Raw genomic sequence first — 24,549 nt, 5'->3', positions numbered from 1 at the left:
AAAAATAGAGAGTGTTAAGTTTAAATATAGGATTTCAAAATATCGACGACATCACTTCTTTTCTTAACCTGATAGGACTTGATTCCCAATTTCTCAGCTACGATTGCATTGTCTTCAATATCGTCTAGAAAGACACAATTTGTAGGATTTAACTGGTATTTATCGAGAATCCCCTTCATACTTATGTCAAGAACCCCTCTTTGATTTATGCTTTCATATTCATCTTACAGATTCTTTTGGTAATAATATCTTTGCCCAATGTAGGGATAGTCTTGTAAGCTAAAGACTTCCTTGTAGCCATGCATTTTATAAAAATCTGGAGCTTGAAACTGGTAGGTATTGACAAAAGCAAAACGACAGTTTCGATTCTTAGCTTCAGTTTCTGCTTGTTGCAATAGTTTTGAACCGATTCCTTGCCCTCTGAGTTCCTCTTTTACAAACAAATACTCAATTTCCAACCAATTTCCAAAAGTCTCTGCTATCAAACCTGCCAGGAGATTGCCCTTTTCATCTTCGACATAAAGATTAAGTGGCTCACTTTCAGCTTCTTCTCTTTTTGAACGGTTATAAAGACGAATCAGATTCCCTATTTCTTGTGATTTATGGGATTCCTTATTTTCCAATCTAAAGTACATCTAAACCTCCTTAAACACTGTTACAGCTTGATTATAGTCTTATTTCAATAGACTGTCAAACTAGCAAAAACCCACCAACTTGAGTTGATGAGTTTCGAATCTATTTTCTAAATTTCCACTGGCTATAAATCCCAAAACCGATAATCCAGATAGCTGAACCAATTGCTCCTACAAATGTAGACTCTTGTAAAAAGAGAGTCACAAAGACAAAGGCAAAGAAGAGCATGGTTAAAGGATTTAGGAAACGATAATGGGGCATGAGATAGCCATCCGCCATAAAGTCTGGTGATTTGCGATACTTGAGGTGAGCCACCATAATCAAGATATAAATGGCGATATAAACACCTGATGATGATGCCGTAATCAAAGCAAATGCATCCGAAACTCCAGGCAAGACATTGATAAAGGCCGCTAGGGCAATCAAGATTGCTGAAGCTATGATAGCATTTTGTGGCACATTATGGCGAGAAAGGGTATCTGCCTTGATTGCTTTTAGGAATGGATTTGGCGAATCATGGGCAATCTGGTACAAATGACGTCCTGTTGAATAAAGAGTTGAGTTAAGAGCAGATGCTGCTGAGGTCAAAACGACGAAATTAATCAAGGCTGCCGCCCACTTGATACCGGCCAATTCAAATACAGTAACAAAAGGTGAATCAGCGGATGCAAGTTCACGCCAAGGAATGATAGCCATGATGGCTAAGAGGGCACCACCGTAGAAAAAGGCGATACGCAAAGGAATTTCCTTAACGGCTTTTGGCAAGACCTGACGTGGATTTTTTGTTTCTGAAGTTGTGACCCCGATAAACTCAATCATGAGGTAGGCAAAGAAAACCATCTGGAAGGCCATGACAAAGTTTACTCCACCATTAGGAAATAGTGAGAAATTGTCGGCGATATTAGCCAAACTTGCTACTCCATGTGGTGTTTTAAAGCCTGTCAAGACCATAAAGACTCCTGTGGCGATCATAGCTAAAATAGCCACAATCTTAACCATAGCAAACCAAAACTCAACTTCTCCAAAGAGCTTAACCGCAATCAGATTGACCAAGGCTAGAATGGTCAAAAATCCAATCTCAATCATCCAACTTGGCCAGCTTGGGAACCAAAACTGAACATAGTGAGAGATAGCAGTGATTTCCGCCATACCGATAAAGACAACGGATAGCCAGTAGGACCAAACCGAGAAATAACCCCAGCCCTTACCCAAATGGCGCGTGATAAAGTTGATAAAGGTATGTTGCTCAGGGTCTTGGTAGAGCATTTCCCCAACCGCACGCATCATAAGGAACATGAAAGCCCCAGTAATCATATAAATCAGTACAATGGAAGGACCTGTAAGGCTAATAGAACGACCTGCTCCCAAAAAGAGTCCTGTTCCGATTGTTCCCGCAATGGCCATAACCTGCACGTGACGATTAGTCAGACCACGCTCCATCTTGTTTTTTTTCTTCTTTGAACTCATATAGTCTCCAATTCTTTTTAAACCTAAAAAGGAGCAAAGAAGGATTTTTCCCTCTTTCTACTCCTTTTAATCATTAGGCTGTTTTTTCAACCTTCAAGATTTTTACATCATAGCTACCAACAGGTGTTTCAATTGTTGCTGTATCACCTGTTTTCTTGCCAATCAAGGCTTGTCCAATTGGGCTTTCATTTGAAACTTTACCTGCAAAGGCATCCGCACCCGCTGAACCTACGATAATATAAACTTCTTCTTCGTCCTCACCAATTTCTTGGATAGTGACTGTTTTACCAATCGCTACTTCGTCTTGGGCAACTGAGTCACTATTGACGATTTCAGCATAACGGATTTTTGTTTCCAAGCTAGAGATTTGTCCTTCGACAAAGGCTTGTTCATCCTTAGCTGCTTCGTATTCACTGTTTTCAGAAAGGTCACCGTATGAACGGGCAATCTTAATGCGTTCTACCACTTCTGGACGGCGGACCAATTTCAATTCTTCTAATTCTTTTTCAAGTTTTTCCTTTTCCTCAAGGGTCATAGGATATGTTTTTTCGGCCATTTTTCTCAACTTTCCTTCGATAATATTGAATCTCTATCTGAGATTCTCATGTTTGTAGTCTTAGTTTGAACTACTATTTTGAGTAAGCTTGCTATTGACGTGCTCAGCTACATTACGATCATGTTCTTCCTGTGTCACTGCGTAATAGACTTTACCATCTGTAACATTGGCTACAAAGTATAGGTTCTCACTCTTAGTTTGATTGATACTTGCTTCAATCGCGTCCTGACTTGGGCTATCTACTGGACCAGGCATCAAACCAGGTTTTGTATAAACATTGTATGGTGAATTAATCGATGTATCAATTCCAGCATCATCTGCTAGGCTGATATTTTGACCAAGTTTCCCTTGGGCATACAAGATTGCAATATTGCTTTGAAGCGGCATACCAAGGTTCAAACGGTTGTAGAAAACACCCGCAATCAACTTACGGTCTTCAGTCTTAGCCCCTTCTTTTTCAACCAGTGAAGCAATTGTTAGCAATTCATTGACTGTCAAGTTCTTAGACTTAATTGCACTATAGTGCGGAGTCAAGGTCTTATCCATAGCTGCCAGCATCTCATCAATCAAGCTTTCAATAGTTGTGCTTTCCTTGATAGAGTAGGTCGCTGGGAAAAGATAACCTTCCAAACGGTAACGAGCTCCACTTTCTTTCGTTGGCAAGCTTTCGAGTAGGTTTGGATATTTAGCAACTTCTTGACTGATAAAGTTGTCATCTTGCACTTTAGCCAAGAAAGCTTCCGCTGTCAAAGGTTCTTTAAATTCACCTTGTAATTGGCCTACAGCTTGGGCGATTTGATCAATGGTATATCCTTCTGGAATGGTCAAGTTTGCAAGAGATGGAGCCTGAGGTTTAGGTGTACCACCTTTTTGCAGTTCCTTAATGATGTCCTCTGTACTCATGCTCTTTTGCAAATTGTAATATCCAGCCTTCAAATCTGAATAATTCTTATATTTTGCATAGAAAGCAAAAATCACACCGTGTTTAATCACACCAGAATGCTCAAGAGTTGATCCGATTTCTTGGACATTGGCTCCTTCTGGAATTTGAACAGTCACATATTCCTTAGAATTTGCATCAACAGGTAGCAAGGATGACTGAACATACTGATAACCGAAGTAACCACCTGCCGAAATCAAGGCTAGGAAAATCAGTAGAGAAATGAAGAATGCCTTCAAATGTGATTTTTTCTTCTTAACTGGTTTAACTGTCTCACGGCGACTACGTCTAGGAACTGAACCTAGGCTATCTGCCGATTCAGCTAACTCAGATAGCTCATTATCCACTGCAGGAGTACTAACTTCTTCCTGTTGTCTACTTGTTTTATACGACACCGCAACCTTTGTTGGAATCTCGTTAAATTCTTTGTCTTCGTTAAGTTTTACAGGTTCTACTTTTGGTTGAACTGGCTCGAAAACAGGTTCTACTGGTTCAACTACCGCTTCAATTTTAGGTTCTGCAACTTCTTCATTTCCTGCAATTTCATCCGAAATATTATTAGAACGTGATGGAACACCAGGAGCATTCTTTAATATTTGATCCACAACAGAAAGAGAATTAGCCATCAACTCTTCTGCTGAAGGTTCATGTTCCTGAGTTGAAGGATCTACTGAATCTTCTTGAGATAAAGGAGTTTCAAAACTTGTAATCTCGTTTTCTTGCTCACTTCTATCTTGTTTTTTTACTCTCTCTAAATCACGTAAAATTTGCTCTTTAAAGCTTAATTTTTCGTCTTCTCTTGTTTTTTCACTCAAAAGTTTATCCTCCTCGTTGACAATCCATAATATTATATCTTAAAAACGAAAGAAAAGCAACCTAGCATGCTTTTCTCGCTTATTTTTTAGCTTCCCAGACCATATCATACCAGGTTTCCCCTGCAAAGGTTGACTGAGACCGGCCTTCATTGACAAATCCATGTTTTTCGTAGTAGGCGATGAGATAGTCATGACAGGTTAGGTTAATACCTTCTCTTTCGTGTTCAAGAGCCAACTCTTTCAAGGCTGTTAATAATTTTTGACCAAGTCCAAGGCCCTGTGCTTCCTTGGCAATAGAAAGACAGGTCACAGAGATATAACCACTCGGCTCATGACTATAATCTTCTATCTCTTCTGTAAAAGACTGATCTTGCAGATGGCGGTATGGTCCAACTGGCCCTTCTATATACCCCATGATTCTGCCTTCTTTTTCTGCAACCAGAAACGAGGTCTGAATTTTTCGCAAATGAGCTTCAAAAACCGAGCGAGGAATGGCTTCTTCAAGTGAGAAATTTTCTAGTTCAATCTCAACGATACGATCTAAATCTTCTAATCTTGCTTTCCTGATTTTCATTGTGCCTCCAGATAAAAGGGATTAAACCAAATCATACTAAAACCTTGACTAGCTGCATAAAGGGAAGTTTCTTCATCAATAAAACCGTTCATTTCAAAATAGGATAGCAACTCATCAGGACTCTTCAAACGAATAGCTTTGTAATCCAGCTCAACCGCCACCTCTTTCAAGGCTGCAAGAAGAAGCATGCCCAAGCCCTGTCTCTGATGGCCAGAGTCAATGACTAAAGAATGCATTTCTAGACATTGCGGATTATGTGGCTGAGGATCGCCTAGAACATAGCCCAGAAGCTGATTTTCATCCCTAGCTAGAAGAAAGGTATCCGCACACTTACGGATACTTTCTTCTAAAATATGGGAAGGTTGCTGCTTTTCAGCTGGAAAAGATGAGGCCTGAAGTGCCTCTATCTCAGTTAAATCAGACTTACTTGCCCGAATGATTTTAATTGGAATTTCCATGAGAACATCCTATTGAACATTGCTTGTCAAGTTAGACAAGAGACGCTCAAATGAGTATTCATAGGTTTGGATATCTCCTGCTCCCATAAAGACGTAAACAGCATTGTCATGGTCTAGGAGTGGAGAAACATTTTCAACAGTAATCACTTGGTGTTTCTTATTGATTTTATTGGCTAGGTCTTCTACCTTAACATCACCATGGTCTACTTCACGAGCAGATCCATAAATTTGGGCTAGATAAACAGCATCCGCTTGGTTCAAAGCGTGGGCAAATTCGTCCAACAAGGCAATGGTTCTTGTAAAAGTATGCGGTTGGAAGACTGCAACAATTTCCTTGCTTGGGTATTTTTGACGCGCCGCATCCAAGGTCGCAATAATTTCTGTTGGATGGTGAGCAAAGTCATCGATAATCACCGTGTCATTGACAATTTTCTCAGTGAAACGACGCTTAACACCGGCAAATGTTTTCAGGTGTTCACGCACCAAGTTTAAATCAAATCCTGCTGTGTAAAGAAGACCAATAACAGCTGTCGCATTCATGATATTGTGACGACCAAAGGTTGGAATGTGGAATTGACCCAGCTCTTGTCCACGGAAGTGAACTGTGAAGGTTGAACCAGTTGTTGAACGAAGAAGATCACTAGCTACAAAGTCATTACCTTCTGCTTCAAAACCATAATAATAAATTGGTGCATCAGACGTAATCTTACGCAATTCAGCATCTTCTCCGTAGATAAACAAACCTTTGGTAATTTGTTTAGCATAGTCGTTAAAGGCATTGAAAACATCCTCTAGACTTGTGAAATAGTCTGGATGGTCAAAGTCAATGTTGGTGATAATAGAGTATTCTGGGTGATAAGGCATAAAGTGACGCTCGTATTCGTCAGATTCAAAGACAAAATATTTAGCATTGGCCGAACCACGACCAGTCCCGTCTCCAATCAAGAAGCTAGTATCTGTAATGTGAGACAAGACATGAGACAACATCCCAGTAGTTGAAGTTTTTCCATGCGCTCCAGCTACTCCCATGCTGACAAAGTCACGCATAAAGCTACCTAGGAACTCATGGTAACGTTTGTAACTAATGCCATTTTGGTCCGCATAGGCAATTTCGACGTTGTTATCTGGACGAAAGGCATTTCCAGCGATAATTTCCATATCACCGTCTAGATTTTTTTCATCAAAAGGAAGAATAGTAATCCCTGCCTGCTCAAGACCACGTTGAGTAAAGTAGTACTTTTCAACATCTGACCCCTGTACCTTATGCCCCATTTGGTGCAACATCAAGGCCAAGGCACTCATACCTGATCCCTTAATTCCGATAAAATGATATGTCTTTGACATGTTTTCTCCCCTATTCCGTAATTCTTGTCAGATTCAACTCTTGGGCCACCTGACGTTCTTGTTCTTTTTGTTGATTCTTTTTATTGTAGATTTGGCTCTTCTTCAGAAAATCATAGTTGTTTTTCTTTGGACTTGAAGTTTCTTTTGACTCAGCTTGAGTCGAAATATTGCTCACTTCTTCCGCCAAGATGTAATGAGACTGGGTCAATTTTTGACTATATTTGACAAATTCACCAGGATTTTCCTTTTGGAAAGGCGCGGTAGGTTGATTGCCCTGTCTAATCAAATTTGGCTGAGAATGGCGTCTTGTAGGAGTAATATCCTTAGTCAGATAACTTGCTGAGCGTTTCTTTTTCAAATCCGCACGCGCTTCTTCACGCGCCACCTCCGCATAGCTCTTTCCTTCTTTTTTTACTCCTAAGCCAGCCTTCTTAGGTTTCTCTACTGACTTTTCAATCGGTTTTACTGGTTTTTCTTCAGTAATAGAGGCCCACTCCAGATAATTCTTATCACGGTATTCTCCCTTGATATTACTGATAAAGTCAGATTCATCATAGAGGTCCATAACCGGCATCTCAGTCAACATGATCTCATCATCTGACACCAATGGAAATCGTTCTTCTCTCATTTGTCTATTTCCTTTCAACACTTCATTATAGCGTATTGTCTTGATTTTTCAAGTGCTGGCTTCAGAAATTCCCAAAATTTCTCTAATTTCTGCTAGGGTCAGACTGCCACGTGACTCTGTGCCGTCCAATACTTGTGACACCAGATGTTTCTTTTGTTCTTGGAGTTCCTGGATTTTTTCTTCAATGGTTCCCTTGGTCACCAAGCGATAGACCTCAACCGTTTCTTCCTGACCCATCCGATGGGCGCGGCCAATAGCTTGCGCTTCCACCGCAGGATTCCACCAAAGGTCAACCAAGATCACTGTATCAGCACCTGTCAGGTTCAGACCGACACCACCAGCCTTAAGGGAAATCAGAAAGGCATCTCTTTCTCCTTGGTTAAAGGCCTTGGTCATGTCTTGTCTTTCCTTGGCTGGGGTCGAACCGGTAATTTTAAAGGAAGTCAAGCCCAAGTCTGGCAGTTCTTGTTCAATTTTCTCCAACATTCCCTTGAACTGTGAGAAAATCAAGACACGGTGTCCACCATCTGCCACCTGTACCAGCAAGTCTCGAAGACTATCCAGTTTACCACTGGCACCCTGATAATCTTCCATAAAGAGGGCAGGCGTATCACAGATTTGGCGCAAGCGCATCAGACCAGATAAAATTTCCACACGACTTCGCTGAAATTCCTGATCTGACACTTGAGCCAGACGGTCTCTCATCTGTTGCAACTGAGCTAGATAGATAGCCTTTTGCTGGTCTTCCAGTTCATTCTTATAAACCACTTCAATCAAGTCTGGCAATTCAGTCAGAACTTCTTCTTTCTTGCGCCGCATCACGAAAGGCTTGATAAACTGAGCTACTCGCTCAGCTGGTAATTTCATAAATTCTTTCTTGCTTGGCAAAAGTCCTGGCATGACGATTTGGAAAATAGACCACAACTCACCTAGATGATTTTCAATAGGAGTTCCTGACAAGGCAAAAACTGACGGCACCACAAACTGTCTCAAGGTCTGGGCAATCTTGGTCTGGGTATTTTTCATTACCTGAGCCTCATCTAAGAAAAGGAAGTCAAAGGCCATCCCTTGATAAAGCTCACTGTCCTGACGGAAGGTAGCATAGCTCGTCACATAGATTTGATGGCTTTCAGCAAGAATCTCTTCACGACTAGCTTTTAAGCCATGAACAACAGCTACATCCAACTGTGGGGCAAATTTCTGAAACTCATCTGCCCAGTTGTAGATCAAACCAGACGGAGCTAAAATCAAGACCCGACTTTCTTTTGTCACTTGGCTGGTCAAAAATGCAATGGTCTGCAGGGTTTTACCAAGTCCCATATCATCAGCTAAAATCCCACCAAAACCATAATGATGGAGCATTTGCAACCAACGAATTCCCTTTTCCTGATAATCTCGTAAATCAGCCTGAACCTGAGTTGCTTGCAAAGGAAAGTCCTCTGGATGCGTCAAATCCTGGGCCAGATTCTGGAATTCTTGTGAAAAAGAAACACGATCTCGTCCTTCAAAGAGATGGGCTAAACTATAAGCCAAAGATTTTCGAGCCTGCAAGGCCCCATCTTTTAATTCAAACTGCCCCAGTTCCTGTAGATTTTGGCGAATTTTCTTGGTTTCTTCATCGAAAAAGTAGACTTGATTGGACGCACCAATGTAAAAATCTTGATTGGCAACCAAGGCCTGCATGGCTTGGTCAATTTCCTCTTGGGCAATATCTTGAAAATCAAACTGGATTTCCAAGAGACCTCCCTTGGAAGCAATCTGCACTTGAGGGCTTGCTAGGCTATAAATTTCTTCTAGCTTGTCTGATAGATCAACATTCCCGAGTTTTTCAAAAACTGGAATGATGTCATGGAAGAAATGATAAACAGACTCGGCTTTTAAGGCCTGACGCCAAGATTGAAAGTCTGCTTCAAATCCAGCTGCCAAACAGACTTGGAAAACTCTTTCTTCTAAGTCAGCATCACTCGAAAAAGGTAATTCTTCTAGCTCTTGTCGGCTAGATACCTTCCTGTCTCCATAATCAAACTGAATTTCTAAACGAATCCGATTGTCTTCTTCCCTATCAAAGTAAAAAGAGGGTTCAAAAGTTTTGATATGTAGACGTTCTGGAGCTGAAACGGTCCCCATCTGGCTAAAAAGAGTTAAACAGGAAGCCAATTTATCGCGGTCACTGCTATCAAATTGCAAGTATTTCTTTCCATGCTGATCCAAAGGCAACGCTTTGATTTCCTTGAGAAGACGTATCTGCTGGTCTGTTAGAAAATAAACCTGTCCTTTATGGAAAAGTACGGCTCCCTGATAAAAGACATTGACTCTAGGACTCTCACTGATTTCCATTTCAAAATAATCCGAGTATTCTTTTACTATAAAGGCAAATAGATTAGCACCCGCATGCAAATCCTGAAAAATCAGGGTTTGGTAGCTATCTACTTGATGGTCAAATTGTAAATGCGGCAAGGTCATCAGTAAATTCACACCCTGCTCAAAAAAGGTCAGAGGAAAAAAGAGATGCCGACCCTGGTTTTGGAAAAAAAGATCTGGACTAAGTCCTTCCTCCGTTAGTCCCCGCAAAAAAGCCAGAAGCTCTTGACTTGCCTCATCAAAGGCTTCCAAAGACAGAGATTCCTCATAAGTTTTTCCAATCATATAAGGTTTTCTCTTCTCGACGACTTTTAAAAAGAGCGGAATATCCCGAATGACATAGTATTTTTGACTATTGGTTTGCCCGATTCTCAGAGTCCACAAGATACGATTGGTTCCTGCTTCCACTTGTCCCACAGCCGATAATTCATAGGCACGTTCTGCTTTTGGAGACAAGATTCGGTCCAAAAATTTACCACCCAAGGTCACCTTGGTTTCAACGGCTTCTTTTTCTTCATGACCTTCTTCAAGACCCTGCAAGATTTCTTGGCCACGCTCATCATTTTTCAAAAAATGCTCCAGAGCTGCCAAATGCACACAGTAGCCCCTCTTTTGGAAAAAATCGCAGGCACAAAAAACCAAATCATCCTCTAAACTATAGCGCAGTTCTTCTTCTGCGACGCGAGCGTAGAGCCGATTATTCTTTTCCTTGATGATGTCAACTTTACCAGTTTCATAAAGGGCAACGCCTTCGATACGGACTTTCCCCGGAATCAATTTAGCCATATTTTTACCTTTACCTTATCTTTTTATTATACCATATTTTCCCCTATGAAAATAGCCTTCTAAGGATACTTTTCTCCTAGAAGGCTGGATTTTTAAAGTTTAGCAAAAGTGGTCACGATGCGTTGGCAAACCTCTTCTAGTACTGACTTCGGCATAGCTACATTGAGACGGGCATGGAGACTCCCTTCCTCTCCAAAATCCAAACCACGGTTGAGGATAACCTTGGCTTCATTTCTCAACAGCTCTTGCAATCTTTCATCAGTCAGGTCATAGGCTGAAAAATCAAGCCAAATCAAGTAGGTTCCTTGCGGCTTCATGACCTTGATTTTAGTCTCTTTTCCAAATAAATCTACCACATAATTAATATGGTCTTCAAAGACTTGCTTGAGTTCCTCTAGCCAATCCTTCCCATAGCGATAAGCAGCTTCTGTCGCCAGATAACCCAAGCCTGAAATTTCATGTTGATTATTAGCCAACTGGCGTTTCTGGTAAGCCACTCTCAACTTAGGATTTTCAATGACTGCATAGGAATTTTTTGTTCCAGCGATGTTAAAAGTTTTAGTAGCACTGCTTAAGACGATAGCAAATTCTTTAAAGGCAGGATTAATGGTATTGAAAGAATGGTGTTTGTGACCAAAGAGGGCCAAATCTTGGTGAATCTCATCTGAAACCAAGAAAACACTATGTTTTTGACAGAGCTGGCCAATCTTCTCCAACACTTCCTTTTCCCACACACGTCCACCAGGATTATGAGGGTTGCAGAGGATATAGAGTTTCACATCCTCTTCTACCAAATCCTTCTCCAATTGGTCAAAGTCAATCTCAAACAGACCATCCTTTTCCACCAAAGAATTGGTAATCAATCTGCGGTTATTCAACTTGACACTGCGAGCAAAAGGTGGGTAAACTGGTGTGTTAATCAGAACTGCCTCGCCTTCTTTTGTAAAGGCTTGAATAGCTGTTGAGATGGCTGGTACCACACCCTCGATAAAGACAAGAGCCTCTTTGTCAAAGTGGTAACCGTGTTGTGTTGCTTCCCACTTTTGAACTTCCTTAATTAACTCTTCACTGGCATAGGTATAGCCATAAACCAGTTGATCAGCGTAAGTTTGCACAGCTTGGCGGATTTCAGGCAAGACTACAAAGTCCATATCCGCTATCCAAGCTGGTAGGATTTCACTATCCGTTTCTGCTTCTTTCCATTTATAGGTATGGTGCCCTAAACGGTTGGGCAGGCTTGTAAAATCATATTTTCCCATCTTTATCTTATCCTTCTAAGGCTTGGCGCAAATCTGCAATCAAATCTCTAGCATCCTCAATCCCAATCGACAAACGCAATAGGTCATCTGTCAAACCATAAGAATGGCGCACTTCTGCTGGAATATCAGCATGAGTTTGCGTCGTTGGATAAGTAATGAGACTTTCTACCCCACCCAAACTTTCGGCAAAAGAGAAAACCTTGAGGCTGTTCAAAATGTGAGGAATGCGTGTTTCATCGGCTACTTTAAAGGAAATCATGCCCCCACGACCAGTGTAGAGAACTTCCTTAACTGCTGGAGAATCCTTCAAAAAGGCAACCACTTCTTGGGCATTGGATGTTGAGCGCTCCATACGAAGAGATAAGGTCTTGAGACCACGAATCAATTGATAACTGTCAAATGGAGACAAGACTGCCCCTGTCGTATTGAGATTGTAAAAGAGTTTCTCGTATAGTTCTAAACTATTGGTCACAACCACTCCAGCCAAAACATCATTGTGACCTGCTAGATACTTGGTTGCTGAATGGAGAACGATATCTGCTCCATCTTCAATCGGACGTTGGTAGATAGGGCTGTAGAAGGTATTGTCTACCACCACTTTGGCACCCTTAGCATGAGCCAATTTGGCTAGTTTTTCGATATCAAATTCCAACATCAAGGGATTGGTTGGGGTTTCGATATAGAGAACATCCACGTCCTTTTCTAACTCGGCAATCAACTCTTCTTCTGTATTGGCATAGGTAAAATGGAAACGGCCTTCCTGCTCCACTTGGTTGAACCAGCGGAAAGAACCACCATAAAGGTCACGGACAGCCAAGACCTTACTTCCTACTGGAAAGACGCTAAAGGCCAGTACAATAGCTGACATACCTGAGCTAGTCGCTAGGGCATAGTCTGCGGACTCAATAGCCGCCAAGACTTCTTCCGCCTTACTGCGAGTTGGGTTTTTGGTGCGCGTATAGTCAAATCCAGTAGACTGACCAAACTCTGGGTGCTGATAAGTCGTCGAAAAATGAATCGGTGTCACCAAAGATCCTGTCGCTTCATCTGACTTGATACCCGCCTGGGCCAAAATTGTGTTAATGTGTAATTCCTTGCTCATACAATACCTCCAAATCTATAGTAACTATTGTACCACTTATTTTCATCAACTCATTTTCTTCTTTTCAAGAGCTAGTTATAGTTTCAAACTATATAAAAAACGACAGCTTCTTTCGAAACCATCGTTTTTCTTGAAAAATCCTTATTTTACATGTTTTGCCAATTCTTCTTGGGCTTTTTTATTGGATTCTTCTTTTTCTTTCAGCCATTTTTCTTTGGCTTTTTCATATTCTTCTTTTGTGACTGTCTTATCTTGTACTTTGAGGTATTTATATGATTCAATACCTTTATTACCAGCTAATGAATATGGTTCTGAGAAAGGAACTGTTTTTCTCAATACTGGTGTTCCCCCCTTAGAAATATTTGGAATCGCTAAAGCGCTATCTACCAACCATGCTTGGATCTCAGCATACTTTTCATAGCGTTTTGCAAGATCTTGCTCCTTATTGGCTTCTTCCAGCATTTGAGTGTAGATATCCAGTCCAACAGCCTTAGCCTTATCATTAGATTCACCAGGCTCTATACCCAGATTTTGCAACACTCCACCGCTCTTCACATTGAAAATATCAAGATAAGTTGATGGATCTTGATAGTCAGATCCCCAACCACCGTTATATAGATCGTAATCTTTCTGAGCTGCTGTCTGAGCCAAATAGCTTGTATTATCATAATCTTCAGTAGTGAGTTGTTGAATATCAATTACAACGTTCTCTGCACCTAAGGCTGCTTCAATAGATTGCTTCATAGAATTTGCCTCTTGAACACCCTTTTTAGCAGCTTGGTCAACTGTCATGTCCAGGTGGATAGGGAATTGAACTCCTTTAGCTTGGAGTTCTTTCTTAGCTTCAGCAAATTTGGCTTTGGCTTTTTCAGCATTGTAGTATGGATCCTGGGCATCTGCAAAGTTGATTCCTTGCCATTCTTTACCATAATTAACCATCTTAGAGGCTACTACTTCACCAAAGTCTTTTCCGTTGATACTTACGAAGTTTGGTGGAACAACCAAGTTACGCAAAATCTTAGTTGCACCATCCTCTCCTTGAGATTGAGCCCCGTAAGCTGTACGATCATAGGCAAAGTTGATGGCTTGACGGAAGTTTTTATTAAGAACCGCTTCTTGAGTCGATTTCTTCTCAGCATCACTTGTCTTGGAAGTGAATTTATAAGATTTTCTATCTAGATTAAAGTTTAAGAAGTAAGAAGTAGCATCTTGTAAACTATAAATGATATTGTCCTTATTCTTTTCTTTAATTCCTTCAAAACTTGAACTATTTGGATAAAGACGAGCATAGCTATAAGCTCCCTCAACAAAGTTACGAGCCAGTGCATCTTGGTCACTACCATCATAATAGGCCAATTTCACATCATCTACAAAGACATTTTTAGCATCCCAGTAGTTAGGATTTTTCTTGAATTCAATAACCGATTTTGAAACAAAGGATTTCATCAAGAAAGGTCCATTGTACAAAATACTAGATGGGTCTACCTTCCCAAAATCATCCCCTTTTGATTTCAAGAAATCTGCATTGACTGGGAAGAGAATGGTTGATGTTGTTTTTGAGTTCCAGTAAGATTCTGGTCGTGTCAAGGTATATTGAACCGTTTGGTCATCAAGAGCCTTGACTCCGACAGTTGAAAAGTCTGTTGTTTTACCAGTGATATAGTCATCCAAACCAGCGACGGATTCTTGTACTAAGTACAAGGCTTCTGATTTTTTATCAGCTGCATATTTCAAACCAGTTACAAAATCTTGGGCAGTTACAGGAGCATATTCATCTCCATCTGCAGTATACCATTTAGCATCTTTACGCAGTTTGTAGGTATAGGTCAAACCGTCCTTAGAAACACTCCAATCCTCTGCCAAGGATGGAATATAGTTCCCATACTGGTCATTTTCCATGAGCCCATCTACCAAATTAACCACGATATCATTAGTTGTTGCACGGTTTTCTGCTAGATAATTCAAACTAGACGGATCACTAACATAAACATAGTTATATGTTTTTGACGCTGTGCTGGAATTTCCACACGCGCTTAATAAAATACCTGCACTTAACACGACACCCGCAAGTGCTACATACTTGGCTTTAGACTTTTTCATCTTCAGAACCTCCTGATTTAAATATTTGTCTTATTATACAACTTGAGTTTTATTTAGTCAATAGATTTTTAAGTAAAATTTGAGAAAAATTAAATTACCATCTACAAACTTTAGCTATTATTCTACAAATTAATAAAAAAGAGAATAATTTGAACATTTCATGATAGAAATGTTCAAATTATCCCTTTTATTTATAAATATTTTTTAAGTTAACTTTAATTTGATTCGTAGGCGATCTGCTTGGGCTTTTCCAATCACCTTATCCAATAAACGGGTACGGAGGCTCATAATTCCATAAACTCCTCCACCCATGGCACCGATAAGAGTTACATATAGAAAACTCCACAAACGTCCACTTGGTTGGAAGACAAATCCCAGTACCCACTGAATAGCGCCTACACCGATGAACATAACAAAAGTCAACAAACTGATTAAAATCGTTCTCCTAAATACCACATTACCTCTCATTCCTGTTACCCTACATAGTTCACGATAAATGAATATAATAGGGATGATAAGAGCGATTGATGTTGAAATCAAAGGACCATAACTGTGAAAAAGATAAATTGTTGGTAATTGCAAGACTAGCTTAGCAACCGAACCATAGAAAAAGTAACGGATTGCTTTACGGTTATGGAACATAGCCTGAAGCATTGGTGACAAAACCATATATACACCCAAAATGGTTGACTGTAAGACTGCAAAGATAAACAAACCTAATGCCAAACCATCTGGCTTCCCGTAAAATATGGTATAAATAGGTTCACCGACCATGACCACTCCCACAGTTGCAGGAAAAAGAAACAATAGAAGCATCGTTAGATTATCTTGAATCAATTTAGAGGCAGACCTCAAATCACCTTTCACATAGTTTTCGGTCAAAAGTGGCAAGCCTACACCACCAATCGAAACTCCTAAGGAAATCAAAATCATAGTGATTTTATTAGGATTGGCTGAGAAATAAGAAAACATGACAACCAAGTCTTCATTACTATAGTTGGTAAACCAGCTCATACTATTGATAAAGGTCATCTGATCCAAAATCTGGAAAAGCTGGATAGCAGACCCTGTCAGGATAAAAGGAATGGCTTCCTTAATGGTATCGATCAAAAGACGCTTACTATTAATCTTATCTCCTGTTTCAAGGACTCTTTTAAGTAATCCTTCTTTGGCAAGGAAATAGATCAAAACTGCAAAACTGGCTACCATGCCGACAAAGGCAGCAAAGGTGGATTGGGTAACCGCTGCTAGATAATCTCCTGAGCCCACTTTCATAATGATAAAGGTAGCCAAGAGCATCCAGATTACACGAATGACCTGTTCAGCGATTTGGCTCATGGCATAAGGTTTCAGGTTATTCATCCCTTGGAAGAAACCTCGGATAACACTCATAGATGGGAAAATCAAGACTGCCCAAGCCAAGCTCTGCATGATTGGGATCAAGTCTTTCCCCACACCCGATAAGTCTGCTAGCCAAGGAGAAAAGAGATACAAGACTAATGCAAAGACCAGACCAAGTCCTGTCATAAAGCCTAAAAAACTCCGAATCAGGGCAAAGCTATGCTCTTCTTCTCGCATGGTATTGTACTTGGCCACTTGCTTGGCCACCGCAACTGGAATACCCGCTGTTGAAACCAGCAAGAACCATGCATAGATATTGTAGCCCATGGTAAAGAGACCATTTGCTGTAGCCGCATAAGACCCCATCCAGATATACCAAGGGATGATATAAATGGCACCGAGTAGACGACTGATAAAGTTACTAGCCGTTAGCCAAGCAGTCCCCCGTAACATCTGGGCCTGCTGGTGATTGTTTTCGTTAGACATAGATTCCTCATTTAATTTTAATCACTAGGAAAAATTCCTTATCTTCCATTATAAACTTTTCCTTGTCACTTGTAAATTTACGACTTTCGGTTTACAATAGAAAGTATGATTAAGATTGAAACCGTATTAGATATTTTAAAGAAAGATGGTCTCTTTCGTGAGATTATCGACCAAGGACATTATCACTACAACTACAGCCATGTCGTATTTGACACCATCTGCTATGATAGCCGCAAAGCCAAAGAGAAGAGCCTCTTTTTCGTCAAGGGTGCTGCCTTTAAGAAGGAATTTCTGATTTCTGCCATCTCTCAAGGCCTCGGTTGGTATGTGGCTGAAGAAGACTATGAGGTTGGTATTCCTGCTATTATCGTCAGTGATATCAAGAAAGCCATGAGTTTGGTAGCTATGGAGTTTTATGGCAATCCACAGGAAAAACTTAAACTCCTTGCCTTTACTGGAACCAAGGGTAAGACAACAGCAGCCTATTTCGCTTATAATATCTTATCTCAAGGGTATCGACCGGCTATGCTCTCGACCATGAACACAACTCTAGATGGCAAGACTTTCTTTAAGTCTGCATTGACAACCCCTGAGAGCATTGACCTCTTTGACATGATGAATCAAGCTGTGCAAAATGACCGTACTCACCTCATCATGGAGGTATCCAGTCAGGCCTATCTGGTCAAACGTGTCTATGGTCTAACCTTTGATGTGGGAGTTTTCCTCAATATCAGCCCCGACCATATCGGCCCGATTGAACACCCTAGCTTTGAAGACTACTTCTACCACAAACGTCTCTTGATGGAAAATAGCCGAGCAGTCATCATTAACAGTGACATGGACCACTTCTCTGTACTAAAAGAACAGGTAGATGATCAAGACCATGATTTCTACGGTAGCCAGTCTGATAACCAAATCGAGAATTCCAAAGCCTTTAGTTTTTCAGCTACGGGTAAACTTGCTGGAGACTATGACATCCAGTTAATTGGGCACTTCAACCAAGAAAACGCCGTCGCTGCCGGACTTGCTTGTCTCCGTCTCGGAGCTAGTCTTGAAGACATCAAAAAAGGAATCGCTGCAACCCGTGTTCCGGGTCGTATGGAAGTCCTCACTCAGAAAAATGGAGCCAAGGTTTTCATCGACTATGCCCACAATGGTGACAGTCTGAAAAAACTAATCAATGTTGTAGAAACTCATCAAACAGGAAAGATTGCTCTGGTCTTAGGTTCGACAGGAAACAAGGGAGAAAGCCGTCGTAAGGACTTTGGACTTCTCCTCAATCAACATCCTGAGATTCAAGTCTTTCTGACTGCTGATGACCCCAACTATGAAGACCCAATGGCCATTGCGGATGAAATCAGTAGCTATATCAGCCATCCTGTTGAAAAGATTGCCGATCGCCAAGAAGCTATCAAGGCAGCGATGGCTATCACAAGTCAAGAATTAGATGCTGTGATTATCGCTGGTAAGGGAGCCGATTGCTACCAAATCGTCCAAGGTAAGAAAGAAGCCTATCCAGGAGATGCAGCCGTCGCAGAAAATTATTTATAAGATAGTAAAAAATCAAGGGAAATGAAACCCTTGATTTTTTTATCTTTATTTAAAAGCGTTTTTCAAACCTTCAACGGCACCTTCTACAGCATCTTTAGCATCTTCAACTACTTCTTTTGCCTTAGCAACTGTCTTTTCTACAGCGCCTTCTGCTTCAGTCTTACCATCTCCAGTAACTTTACCAAATCCTTCTTTAATAGCGCCTGTTGCTTGTTCCAATTTGTTTTCAAGTGACATATGATTGTCTCCTTTAGTTTTATTCCGATATGTGTTATCGGTTACATATAGTTTATACTTAATCCTAAGGAAAGTCAAACAATGTGCTCAGAAACAAAATTTCAAGCTAAGTAGAAAGTTAATCTCTCCTTGTCAAAATCGACGGCCAATTCATACTTTCCATCTTCATTTTGGACAATATAGCCCAAGACTACTAAACTGTCCACAAAGATATCACGTCGTTTCTGCATCAGTTGATCTTTTTTGAGAAATTTTAGCAAAAAAGTCGTCATATATTTGAGAGCATACTCAGGATTGACATCTCCCAAAATAGCATAGAGTACCTGCTGTTTTTCTGTCAAAGGATACTGATGTTTGACCTTGTAGAAATAATTGGACAGGGTCATTTTAGTCCGCGCAAAGTCCGTCTTTTCAACTAAAATAGATTCATTGGTTTGATTTCGTAATTCCGTCTCAAACCTCTGCTCTAACAAGGCTTGATAGACCGGACTATCTTCGCTAACAAAAATCTCTTGATCCAGTTCGAGATTATCGAGTGATTCAAGCATAGGAAGATTAAGGTAATAACGCTTATTTTCCCGACGAATCAAACCAGCCTTTATATACTCTTCCATAAGTTTATCAACTGCCACATCTAGAAATTGAGCCTTAATTTCTCTCAAAATAACATCATCATGCTGGTCCAGATAGCGGATTAATTCTCCAAAAAATGACTGTCTCGTCAAACGAGATGGATTAAAAATCTGAATCATGAAGATTCCTTTCTTTACATTCTAACAGAGGCGATGCTGCCAACTGACTAGGATTGGTCCCAGCTTGGTTCAGAGGAACAGGCAAGCCTAGTTCTCTGTAATACTCTCTCCAAAAGTCACTAATCTCCTGCTCCCCATCCTCAAATTTCATGGGAATGGTTTCAAAAATGGGGAGGATTTCTGCCATATACTGGGAACAGTAAAAACCTTCTCCATCTGGATAGAAAGAAGCATTGTAGGGTGCTCCTAGATGTTTGCAAGCTTTTTCCTTCACAGACTGGATATCCATTTCTGGGTAAACATAGAGGTCGTACAAATGATTGGACTCAAAGAAGTCTGCTGGTTCTTGACAAACCACACCAGCCTGTCCACTAGCGTGGTAAATCATCCCATCCAAATAAATGGCAACATGATTATAGTTGCCTGTGGAAGTCTGGATGGCCTGCCCCATATCTGACTCATCTCTCACAAAAATCAAATCGCCATTTTCTAACATGCTTCACTCCTAGAAAAAAAGGAGCCAAAACTCCTTTCGATATAAGTCAAATTAGAATTTCCTAATTTGAATTGACACTCAAAATATTAAGCATTGAAGCTTTCAGTCAATTGAGGTACCACTTGTTTCTTACGTGAAACAGCACCAGCAAGGAAGGCGTGGTTGTCTCCAAGTTTGAAGTTGAAAGCCGCTTCGACCTTGTCCATGTTAGCACCAAGTGCTAGGATTTCTGAGTTTGAGTTGACGATATCTGTAATCATCAATACAAAGTCAGAATAACCATTTGTTGCGTTGGCGGCTTGCATTGCAGCTTCAATTTCTGCTTGGCGTTCCAATACTTCAGCGATATCAACTGTGTTTACTTGAGCAACACGGACATTATTTCCGTTCAATTCAAAAGTCTTAGCATCGATGTCAATCAATTCGTCAGCAGATTTGCTAGCCAAGTTTGTACCAGCTTTCAACATAGCTAAACCATATTCTTCCAAGTTTACACCAGCCAATTCAGCCAATTCAGGAGCAATGACTTTATCTGTTGGATGTGTTGTTGGTGATTTCAAAAGAAGGGTATCTGAAATCAAACCTGAAAGCATCAAGCCAGCAATCTCTTTAGGAACAGCTACACCATGTTCTTTAAACATACGGTAAACGATTGAAGACGCTGATCCAACTGGCTCCAAACGCATGTAAAGTGGGCTTGCAGTTTCAAAGTTAGCCACGCGGTGGTGGTCTACAACACCATAAACTTCTACTTCAGCGATATCTGATACAGATTGTTGGAATTCATTGTGGTCAGTTAGGATAACTTGCTCTGCACCTTCTGCTTTGGCAGAAGTGATAACACGCGGTGCTTCTACACCAAAATAGTTCAAGACAAAGGCTGTTTCTTCATTTGGAGTTCCAAGTGCAACAGCTTCCGTATCCAAACCGTAAGCTTCTTTTGCAAGGTAGGCAAAGGCTACAGATGACCCGATGGCATCTGAGTCTGGATTTTGGTGACCAAATACTAGAATATTAGACATGATAATACCTCATTTTGTTTATTCTCTTTATTGTAGCATTTTTTTCGCTTTTTGACAAAAGTAAGAGGAGTCAAAGGACTCCTCACGATTCTTCAAAATAACTGAGTAAATTTCTATCTTGATTTTCAGATAAAAATCTTTCCTTCTGTGGCCTCTTCTTACGCTTGAGAAGGGCTTCTGCCGACATGGCTTCTTCCTTACTGGCAAAACCTTGAGCATAGATGAGTTTGACTGGCAATCGTGCTCGTGTATATTTGGCTCCCTTCCCACTATTGTGGACAGCGAGGCGTCTTCTCACATCAGTCGTATAGCCTGTATAGTAAGATCCATCACGACACTCCAGCACGTACATATAAGCCTTATGATCCATAATAAATCTCTTCAAGTTCAGGCGTATAAGAGCCATCATCATTGTGGACAATGAGAGGTGGCAAGACCTTAAAGCCACTTGTCGAGCCATCCTTTATAGCCTCAATCAAAAGCATATTGGCTTCCTTTTCTCTTTTTGGATAAACAAACTGCAGGCGCTTAGGGGCTAGATTATGCCGTTGTAAGCTGTCCAAGATATCTAAAAGCCGATCAGGACGATGAACCATGGCCAAGCGTCCATTCGATTTAAGAATACTCTGGGCACTACGACAGATTTCCTGCAAATTGGTCGTGATTTCATGTCGCGCCAAGAGATAATGTTCACTCTCGTTCAGGTTTGAATGAGGATCCACCTTGAAATAGGGTGGATTACACAAAATCATATCCACCTTACTTCCCTGGATGTAAGCAGGCATATTTTTCAAATCATCACAGATGACCTCCATTTGCTCTTCTAAACCATTCAAACGGACAGAGCGTTCAGCCATATCCGCCAAACGCTCCTGAATCTCAACAGCCAAAATCTGTGCCTGAGTCCGAGTGCTAGCAAATAGCCCCACTGCTCCATTTCCAGCGCAGAAATCCACTATCAAGCCCTTCTTAGGAAAACGTGGAAAACGTGACAAGAGAACACTATCCACCGAATAGCTAAAAACCTCTCTATTTTGAATGATTTTGATATCTGTCGAAAAGAGCTGGTTAATGCGCTCTCCTGATTTTAATAATTGTTCTTCTTCCATGGTCCTATTATAGCAAATTTATATTAACATTACAAAACATAGAGGTTTCTAATTAGTGCTTCTGATTCTTCAAATGTTGAAGAGCTTCCTTGGTCCAAATTGGCATCATTCGTTTGAGAGGAGCAAAGCCATAGTTAAAGCGGTCGCTTGAAAAGCGTCTCCGTCTCGGAAACTGGTGCTTTTCTTCCTCCAAAGTGCGGATAGAAAGACTAGCTTTCCCTGTAAATTCATCTAAATCCACTACTTGAACTTGAACCTCTTCATCGACTTTCAAGGCTTCTTGGATATTTTCAATAAAGCCTGTCCGAATCTCTGAAATGTGAATCAACCCCGTATCACCCGTTTCTAGCTCAACAAAGGCACCGTAGGGCTGAATCCCTGTAATACGGCCCTTTAGCTTATCACCGATTTTCATCTTAGTCCTCGATTTCAATTGTTTCAATCACGACATCTTCAACTGGCTTGTCCATAGGCCCTGTCTCAACAGCAGCAATAGCATCCAAGACAGCGTAAGAAGCTTCATCAGCTAACTGACCAAAAACAGTATGACGGCGGTCTAGGTGAGGAGTTCCACCTTGGTTGGCATAGATTTCTGCAATCGGTTCTGGCCAACCACCACGAGCAATTTCTTTCTTAGAATAAGGCAAATGTTGATTTTGCACGATAAAGAACTGGCTGCCGTTGGTATTTGGACCAGCATTGGCCATAGAAAGGGCTCCACGGATATTGTAAAGTTCTTCTGAGAATTCATCTTCAAATGATTCGCCGTAGATTGACTCGCCACCCATACCAGTTCCAGTTGGATCTCCACCTTGAATCATAAAGTCCTTGATAATACGGTGGAAAATGACACCATCATAGTAGCCATCTTTTGAAAGAGCTACAAAGTTAGCCACTGTTTTAGGAGCATGTTCAGGGAAAAGCTTGATACGCAAGTCTCCGTGATTGGTCTTAATAGTCGCGATAGGACCTTCTACTGTTTCAATGTCTACTTGTGGGAAATGCAATTCTTTTTCTACCATACCAAATCCTTCTAAGGCATCAAAAATGCCATCTTCTTCTAATGTTTTTGTAATATAATCTGCTTTTTCTTTGATATTATCATGAGAAATTCCCATTGCAACGCTGATTCCAGCATAATCAAAGAGTTCCAAGTCATTCAGGCCATCTCCAAAAACCATGACGTTCTCTGGTTTCAAGCCAAGGTGTTCCACAACCTTTTCCACACCAGTCGCTTTGGAGCCTGAAATCGGCACAATATCAGACGAATGTTGATGCCAACGAACCATACGAAGTTTGTCTGAGAGACTGTCAGGCAAGTGCAAGTCATCTCCCTTATCTTCAAAAGTCCACATCTGATAGATATCTTCTTTTTCATGGAAATCAGGATCCACATCCAAATCGGGGTAAATTGGATTGATAGCCTCACTCATCATATCGGTGCGAGTCGACAATTTGGCGTCATGACTCCCAACCAAACCATACTCAATTCCCTCTTGCTTGGCCCAAGAGATATACTCCTCAACATCTGACTTCTCAATCTGATGCTGATAAATGACCTGACCTTTTTTATCTTCGATATAGGCCCCATTTAAGGTCACAAAAAAGTCAGGCTTGAGCTCACGAATCTCCGGGACGACACCAAAAATCCCTCGTCCAGAAGCAATACCTGTCAAAATTCCTTTCTCACGTAATTGCTTAAAAACAGTTGGGATTGAAGCTGGAATAAAACCTGTCTTTGAATTCCGCAATGTATCATCAATATCAAAAAAGACAATCTTGATTTTCTTTGCCTTGTATCTTAATTTGGCATCCATCTCACTACCTCTTTCAATCTAACTCTTTCCATTATACCATAAAGTAGCTAAATCCCCTATTTTCAAAAAGTTTCCCGTTTTATTGTAAGTCCTTGGATAAGTATAAAACTAAATCATTATCATTTTGACAACTTGCACCCATTTCTAGCGGTTTATTTCTATACCACACACCTGTCCCATCTGGAATATAGCCTCGTTTAATATACAATTTCTGGGCAGGACCATACCCCAAGTGCAAACCTACACCAAGAGTGACCTTACTCGAAACAAACTTGACTCGTTTTTCTGCTTCTTCTAGCAGTTGATTCCCAATCCCTTGATTTCGAAAAGGCTCAAACACATTAAAATCTGATAATTCTGGATAGACTTCTGCAAAAGGACCATGTTTAGCAGAGGGCAAAATGGTAACGTAGCCCGCTACAGCACCATCAATCTCTGCAACTAAGACTTCTCTCTCCCCACTTTCCTGTTCCAGAAAATATCTAGCCAAAATTTCCTCTCTACCAGGCCAACCTTGATTCATAAATCCATGAGATAAGGATTCAATATCAGACTTAATCATATTTCTAATCGTACAATTCATCTTTGACTTACCCACCTTTACTCTTTCTATTACCATTATAGCACGCCAAGGTCAGAAAAAAACTATCTCGTGAAAAAGAGATCCACTCGGAACTCAACTCGCTCTTTCATTTCAAAGCTCGTAAAAAAAAAA

The 24,549-nt window shown here is 40.7% G+C and carries 24 protein-coding genes; 1 reads left to right on the top strand and 23 read right to left on the bottom strand.

All coding sequences use genetic code 11. The annotated features are described in order from the left end of the window. Positions 1 to 20: 20 nt before the first annotated feature. From HMPREF2613_RS11535 to HMPREF2613_RS05085, 14 genes are all read right to left on the bottom strand, one after another. Positions 21 to 179, bottom strand: coding sequence for a hypothetical protein (locus HMPREF2613_RS11535; protein WP_083279222.1), 159 nt, complete (start codon positions 177 to 179; stop codon positions 21 to 23). Positions 180 to 224: 45 nt separating this feature from the next. After that, on the bottom strand, positions 225 to 635 hold the full coding sequence (locus tag HMPREF2613_RS05145; RefSeq protein ID WP_083279221.1) for a GNAT family N-acetyltransferase: 411 nt from the start codon (positions 633 to 635) through the stop codon (positions 225 to 227). A 100-nt stretch (positions 636 to 735) separates the two neighbouring features. After that, positions 736 to 2,100 (bottom strand): amino acid permease, encoded by a 1,365-nt coding sequence (locus HMPREF2613_RS05140; RefSeq protein WP_070479450.1) that lies wholly within the window; start codon positions 2,098 to 2,100, stop codon positions 736 to 738. A gap of 73 nt (positions 2,101 to 2,173) precedes the next feature. Further along, positions 2,174 to 2,656: a transcription elongation factor GreA gene (gene greA / locus HMPREF2613_RS05135; RefSeq protein ID WP_000818768.1), complete on the bottom strand. Its 483-nt coding sequence runs from the start codon at positions 2,654 to 2,656 to the stop codon at positions 2,174 to 2,176. Between the two features lie 60 nt (positions 2,657 to 2,716). After that, on the bottom strand, positions 2,717 to 4,411 hold the full coding sequence (mltG, locus tag HMPREF2613_RS05130) for an endolytic transglycosylase MltG (RefSeq protein ID WP_070479447.1): 1,695 nt from the start codon (positions 4,409 to 4,411) through the stop codon (positions 2,717 to 2,719). Between the two features lie 79 nt (positions 4,412 to 4,490). After that, the gene (locus tag HMPREF2613_RS05125) at positions 4,491 to 4,985 is read right to left on the bottom strand and encodes a GNAT family N-acetyltransferase (RefSeq protein ID WP_020902221.1); all 495 of its coding nucleotides are present in this window, start codon (positions 4,983 to 4,985) and stop codon (positions 4,491 to 4,493) included. Continuing rightward, positions 4,982 to 5,443: a GNAT family N-acetyltransferase gene (locus HMPREF2613_RS05120; protein WP_070479445.1), complete on the bottom strand. Its 462-nt coding sequence runs from the start codon at positions 5,441 to 5,443 to the stop codon at positions 4,982 to 4,984. The genes HMPREF2613_RS05125 and HMPREF2613_RS05120 overlap by 4 nt, the downstream gene beginning before the upstream one ends. A gap of 9 nt (positions 5,444 to 5,452) precedes the next feature. Then, a complete protein-coding gene (murC, locus tag HMPREF2613_RS05115; RefSeq protein WP_020902223.1) occupies positions 5,453 to 6,787 on the bottom strand; it encodes a UDP-N-acetylmuramate--L-alanine ligase in 1,335 nt (444 codons plus the stop codon). A 10-nt stretch (positions 6,788 to 6,797) separates the two neighbouring features. Next, complete coding sequence (locus HMPREF2613_RS05110; RefSeq protein ID WP_070479442.1) at positions 6,798 to 7,415, bottom strand: divisome accessory protein ZapJ; 618 nt, start codon at positions 7,413 to 7,415, stop codon at positions 6,798 to 6,800. 48 nt (positions 7,416 to 7,463) lie between these two features. Then, positions 7,464 to 10,562, bottom strand: coding sequence for a pilus expression-regulating Snf2 family helicase (locus tag HMPREF2613_RS05105; RefSeq protein ID WP_070479439.1), 3,099 nt, complete (start codon positions 10,560 to 10,562; stop codon positions 7,464 to 7,466). A gap of 92 nt (positions 10,563 to 10,654) precedes the next feature. Further along, positions 10,655 to 11,821 (bottom strand): MalY/PatB family protein, encoded by a 1,167-nt coding sequence (locus HMPREF2613_RS05100; protein WP_070479437.1) that lies wholly within the window; start codon positions 11,819 to 11,821, stop codon positions 10,655 to 10,657. 7 nt (positions 11,822 to 11,828) lie between these two features. Continuing rightward, the gene (locus tag HMPREF2613_RS05095; protein ID WP_070479436.1) at positions 11,829 to 12,923 is read right to left on the bottom strand and encodes a cystathionine gamma-synthase; all 1,095 of its coding nucleotides are present in this window, start codon (positions 12,921 to 12,923) and stop codon (positions 11,829 to 11,831) included. Positions 12,924 to 13,064: 141 nt separating this feature from the next. Next, positions 13,065 to 15,023: a peptide ABC transporter substrate-binding protein gene (locus HMPREF2613_RS05090; protein WP_070479435.1), complete on the bottom strand. Its 1,959-nt coding sequence runs from the start codon at positions 15,021 to 15,023 to the stop codon at positions 13,065 to 13,067. 204 nt (positions 15,024 to 15,227) lie between these two features. Further along, positions 15,228 to 16,850 carry a putative polysaccharide biosynthesis protein gene (locus HMPREF2613_RS05085; RefSeq protein WP_070479434.1) on the bottom strand — a complete coding sequence of 541 codons (1,623 nt, stop codon included), beginning with the start codon at positions 16,848 to 16,850 and terminating at the stop codon, positions 15,228 to 15,230. Between the two features lie 105 nt (positions 16,851 to 16,955). Here HMPREF2613_RS05085 and HMPREF2613_RS05080 point away from each other — a divergent pair, with 105 nt between their 5' ends. Beyond that, positions 16,956 to 18,401 carry a UDP-N-acetylmuramoyl-L-alanyl-D-glutamate--L-lysine ligase gene (locus tag HMPREF2613_RS05080; protein WP_070479432.1) on the top strand — a complete coding sequence of 482 codons (1,446 nt, stop codon included), beginning with the start codon at positions 16,956 to 16,958 and terminating at the stop codon, positions 18,399 to 18,401. Positions 18,402 to 18,446: 45 nt separating this feature from the next. On the opposite strand, the gene HMPREF2613_RS05075 is transcribed toward HMPREF2613_RS05080, so the two are convergent. The 9 genes from HMPREF2613_RS05075 to HMPREF2613_RS05035 form a co-directional block, all read right to left on the bottom strand. Further along, positions 18,447 to 18,638, bottom strand: a complete 192-nt coding sequence (locus HMPREF2613_RS05075) for a CsbD family protein (RefSeq protein WP_049488510.1) — start codon at positions 18,636 to 18,638, stop codon at positions 18,447 to 18,449. A 101-nt stretch (positions 18,639 to 18,739) separates the two neighbouring features. Beyond that, positions 18,740 to 19,390, bottom strand: a complete 651-nt coding sequence (locus HMPREF2613_RS05070) for a DUF1803 domain-containing protein (RefSeq protein ID WP_070479430.1) — start codon at positions 19,388 to 19,390, stop codon at positions 18,740 to 18,742. Further along, a complete protein-coding gene (locus tag HMPREF2613_RS05065) occupies positions 19,374 to 19,886 on the bottom strand; it encodes a YiiX/YebB-like N1pC/P60 family cysteine hydrolase (protein ID WP_070479427.1) in 513 nt (170 codons plus the stop codon). Before HMPREF2613_RS05065 ends, HMPREF2613_RS05070 begins: the two co-directional genes overlap by 17 nt. A gap of 86 nt (positions 19,887 to 19,972) precedes the next feature. Continuing rightward, on the bottom strand, positions 19,973 to 20,908 hold the full coding sequence (locus tag HMPREF2613_RS05060) for a manganese-dependent inorganic pyrophosphatase (RefSeq protein ID WP_070479425.1): 936 nt from the start codon (positions 20,906 to 20,908) through the stop codon (positions 19,973 to 19,975). 82 nt (positions 20,909 to 20,990) lie between these two features. Then, positions 20,991 to 21,278, bottom strand: coding sequence for a GIY-YIG nuclease family protein (locus HMPREF2613_RS05055; protein ID WP_033689123.1), 288 nt, complete (start codon positions 21,276 to 21,278; stop codon positions 20,991 to 20,993). Continuing rightward, a complete protein-coding gene (locus tag HMPREF2613_RS05050) occupies positions 21,268 to 22,017 on the bottom strand; it encodes a tRNA1(Val) (adenine(37)-N6)-methyltransferase (RefSeq protein WP_000390769.1) in 750 nt (249 codons plus the stop codon). The genes HMPREF2613_RS05055 and HMPREF2613_RS05050 overlap by 11 nt, the downstream gene beginning before the upstream one ends. Positions 22,018 to 22,069: 52 nt before the next feature. Further along, entirely contained in the window at positions 22,070 to 22,432 is a 363-nt protein-coding gene (locus HMPREF2613_RS05045) for a S1 RNA-binding domain-containing protein (RefSeq protein WP_000689605.1), read from the bottom strand. A gap of 1 nt (position 22,433) precedes the next feature. Continuing rightward, positions 22,434 to 23,834, bottom strand: coding sequence for a bifunctional Cof-type HAD-IIB family hydrolase/peptidylprolyl isomerase (locus HMPREF2613_RS05040; protein ID WP_070479423.1), 1,401 nt, complete (start codon positions 23,832 to 23,834; stop codon positions 22,434 to 22,436). Positions 23,835 to 23,913: 79 nt separating this feature from the next. Then, entirely contained in the window at positions 23,914 to 24,417 is a 504-nt protein-coding gene (locus tag HMPREF2613_RS05035) for a GNAT family N-acetyltransferase (RefSeq protein ID WP_070479475.1), read from the bottom strand. Positions 24,418 to 24,549: the final 132 nt, after the last annotated feature.

This window comes from Streptococcus sp. HMSC070B10, assembly GCF_001808665.1.
GTDB lineage: Bacteria > Bacillota > Bacilli > Lactobacillales > Streptococcaceae > Streptococcus.
The sequence above is the reverse complement of the archived record's forward strand: the minus strand, read 5'-3'. Positions and strand labels throughout refer to the sequence as shown.

Coding starts and splice junctions, on each gene's coding strand:
- HMPREF2613_RS05125 (WP_020902221.1), bottom strand. CDS start 4,985: ATGAAAATCAGGAAAGCAAGATTAGAAGATTTAGATCGTATCGTTGAG.
- greA (WP_000818768.1), bottom strand. CDS start 2,656: ATGGCCGAAAAAACATATCCTATGACCCTTGAGGAAAAGGAAAAACTT.
- HMPREF2613_RS05095 (WP_070479436.1), bottom strand. CDS start 12,923: ATGAGCAAGGAATTACACATTAACACAATTTTGGCCCAGGCGGGTATC.
- HMPREF2613_RS05040 (WP_070479423.1), bottom strand. CDS start 23,834: ATGGATGCCAAATTAAGATACAAGGCAAAGAAAATCAAGATTGTCTTT.
- HMPREF2613_RS05075 (WP_049488510.1), bottom strand. CDS start 18,638: ATGTCACTTGAAAACAAATTGGAACAAGCAACAGGCGCTATTAAAGAA.
- HMPREF2613_RS05045 (WP_000689605.1), bottom strand. CDS start 22,432: ATGAAAATCGGTGATAAGCTAAAGGGCCGTATTACAGGGATTCAGCCC.
- HMPREF2613_RS05105 (WP_070479439.1), bottom strand. CDS start 10,562: ATGGCTAAATTGATTCCGGGGAAAGTCCGTATCGAAGGCGTTGCCCTT.
- HMPREF2613_RS05055 (WP_033689123.1), bottom strand. CDS start 21,278: ATGGATCATAAGGCTTATATGTACGTGCTGGAGTGTCGTGATGGATCT.
- HMPREF2613_RS05065 (WP_070479427.1), bottom strand. CDS start 19,886: ATGTTAGAAAATGGCGATTTGATTTTTGTGAGAGATGAGTCAGATATG.
- HMPREF2613_RS05145 (WP_083279221.1), bottom strand. CDS start 635: ATGTACTTTAGATTGGAAAATAAGGAATCCCATAAATCACAAGAAATA.
- HMPREF2613_RS05140 (WP_070479450.1), bottom strand. CDS start 2,100: ATGAGTTCAAAGAAGAAAAAAAACAAGATGGAGCGTGGTCTGACTAAT.
- HMPREF2613_RS05085 (WP_070479434.1), bottom strand. CDS start 16,850: ATGTCTAACGAAAACAATCACCAGCAGGCCCAGATGTTACGGGGGACT.
- HMPREF2613_RS11535 (WP_083279222.1), bottom strand. CDS start 179: ATGAAGGGGATTCTCGATAAATACCAGTTAAATCCTACAAATTGTGTC.
- HMPREF2613_RS05120 (WP_070479445.1), bottom strand. CDS start 5,443: ATGGAAATTCCAATTAAAATCATTCGGGCAAGTAAGTCTGATTTAACT.
- HMPREF2613_RS05090 (WP_070479435.1), bottom strand. CDS start 15,023: ATGAAAAAGTCTAAAGCCAAGTATGTAGCACTTGCGGGTGTCGTGTTA.
- HMPREF2613_RS05060 (WP_070479425.1), bottom strand. CDS start 20,908: ATGTCTAATATTCTAGTATTTGGTCACCAAAATCCAGACTCAGATGCC.
- HMPREF2613_RS05070 (WP_070479430.1), bottom strand. CDS start 19,390: ATGATTCAGATTTTTAATCCATCTCGTTTGACGAGACAGTCATTTTTT.
- HMPREF2613_RS05050 (WP_000390769.1), bottom strand. CDS start 22,017: ATGGAAGAAGAACAATTATTAAAATCAGGAGAGCGCATTAACCAGCTC.
- HMPREF2613_RS05035 (WP_070479475.1), bottom strand. CDS start 24,417: ATGAATTGTACGATTAGAAATATGATTAAGTCTGATATTGAATCCTTA.
- HMPREF2613_RS05100 (WP_070479437.1), bottom strand. CDS start 11,821: ATGGGAAAATATGATTTTACAAGCCTGCCCAACCGTTTAGGGCACCAT.
- murC (WP_020902223.1), bottom strand. CDS start 6,787: ATGTCAAAGACATATCATTTTATCGGAATTAAGGGATCAGGTATGAGT.
- HMPREF2613_RS05110 (WP_070479442.1), bottom strand. CDS start 7,415: ATGAGAGAAGAACGATTTCCATTGGTGTCAGATGATGAGATCATGTTG.
- HMPREF2613_RS05080 (WP_070479432.1), top strand. CDS start 16,956: ATGATTAAGATTGAAACCGTATTAGATATTTTAAAGAAAGATGGTCTC.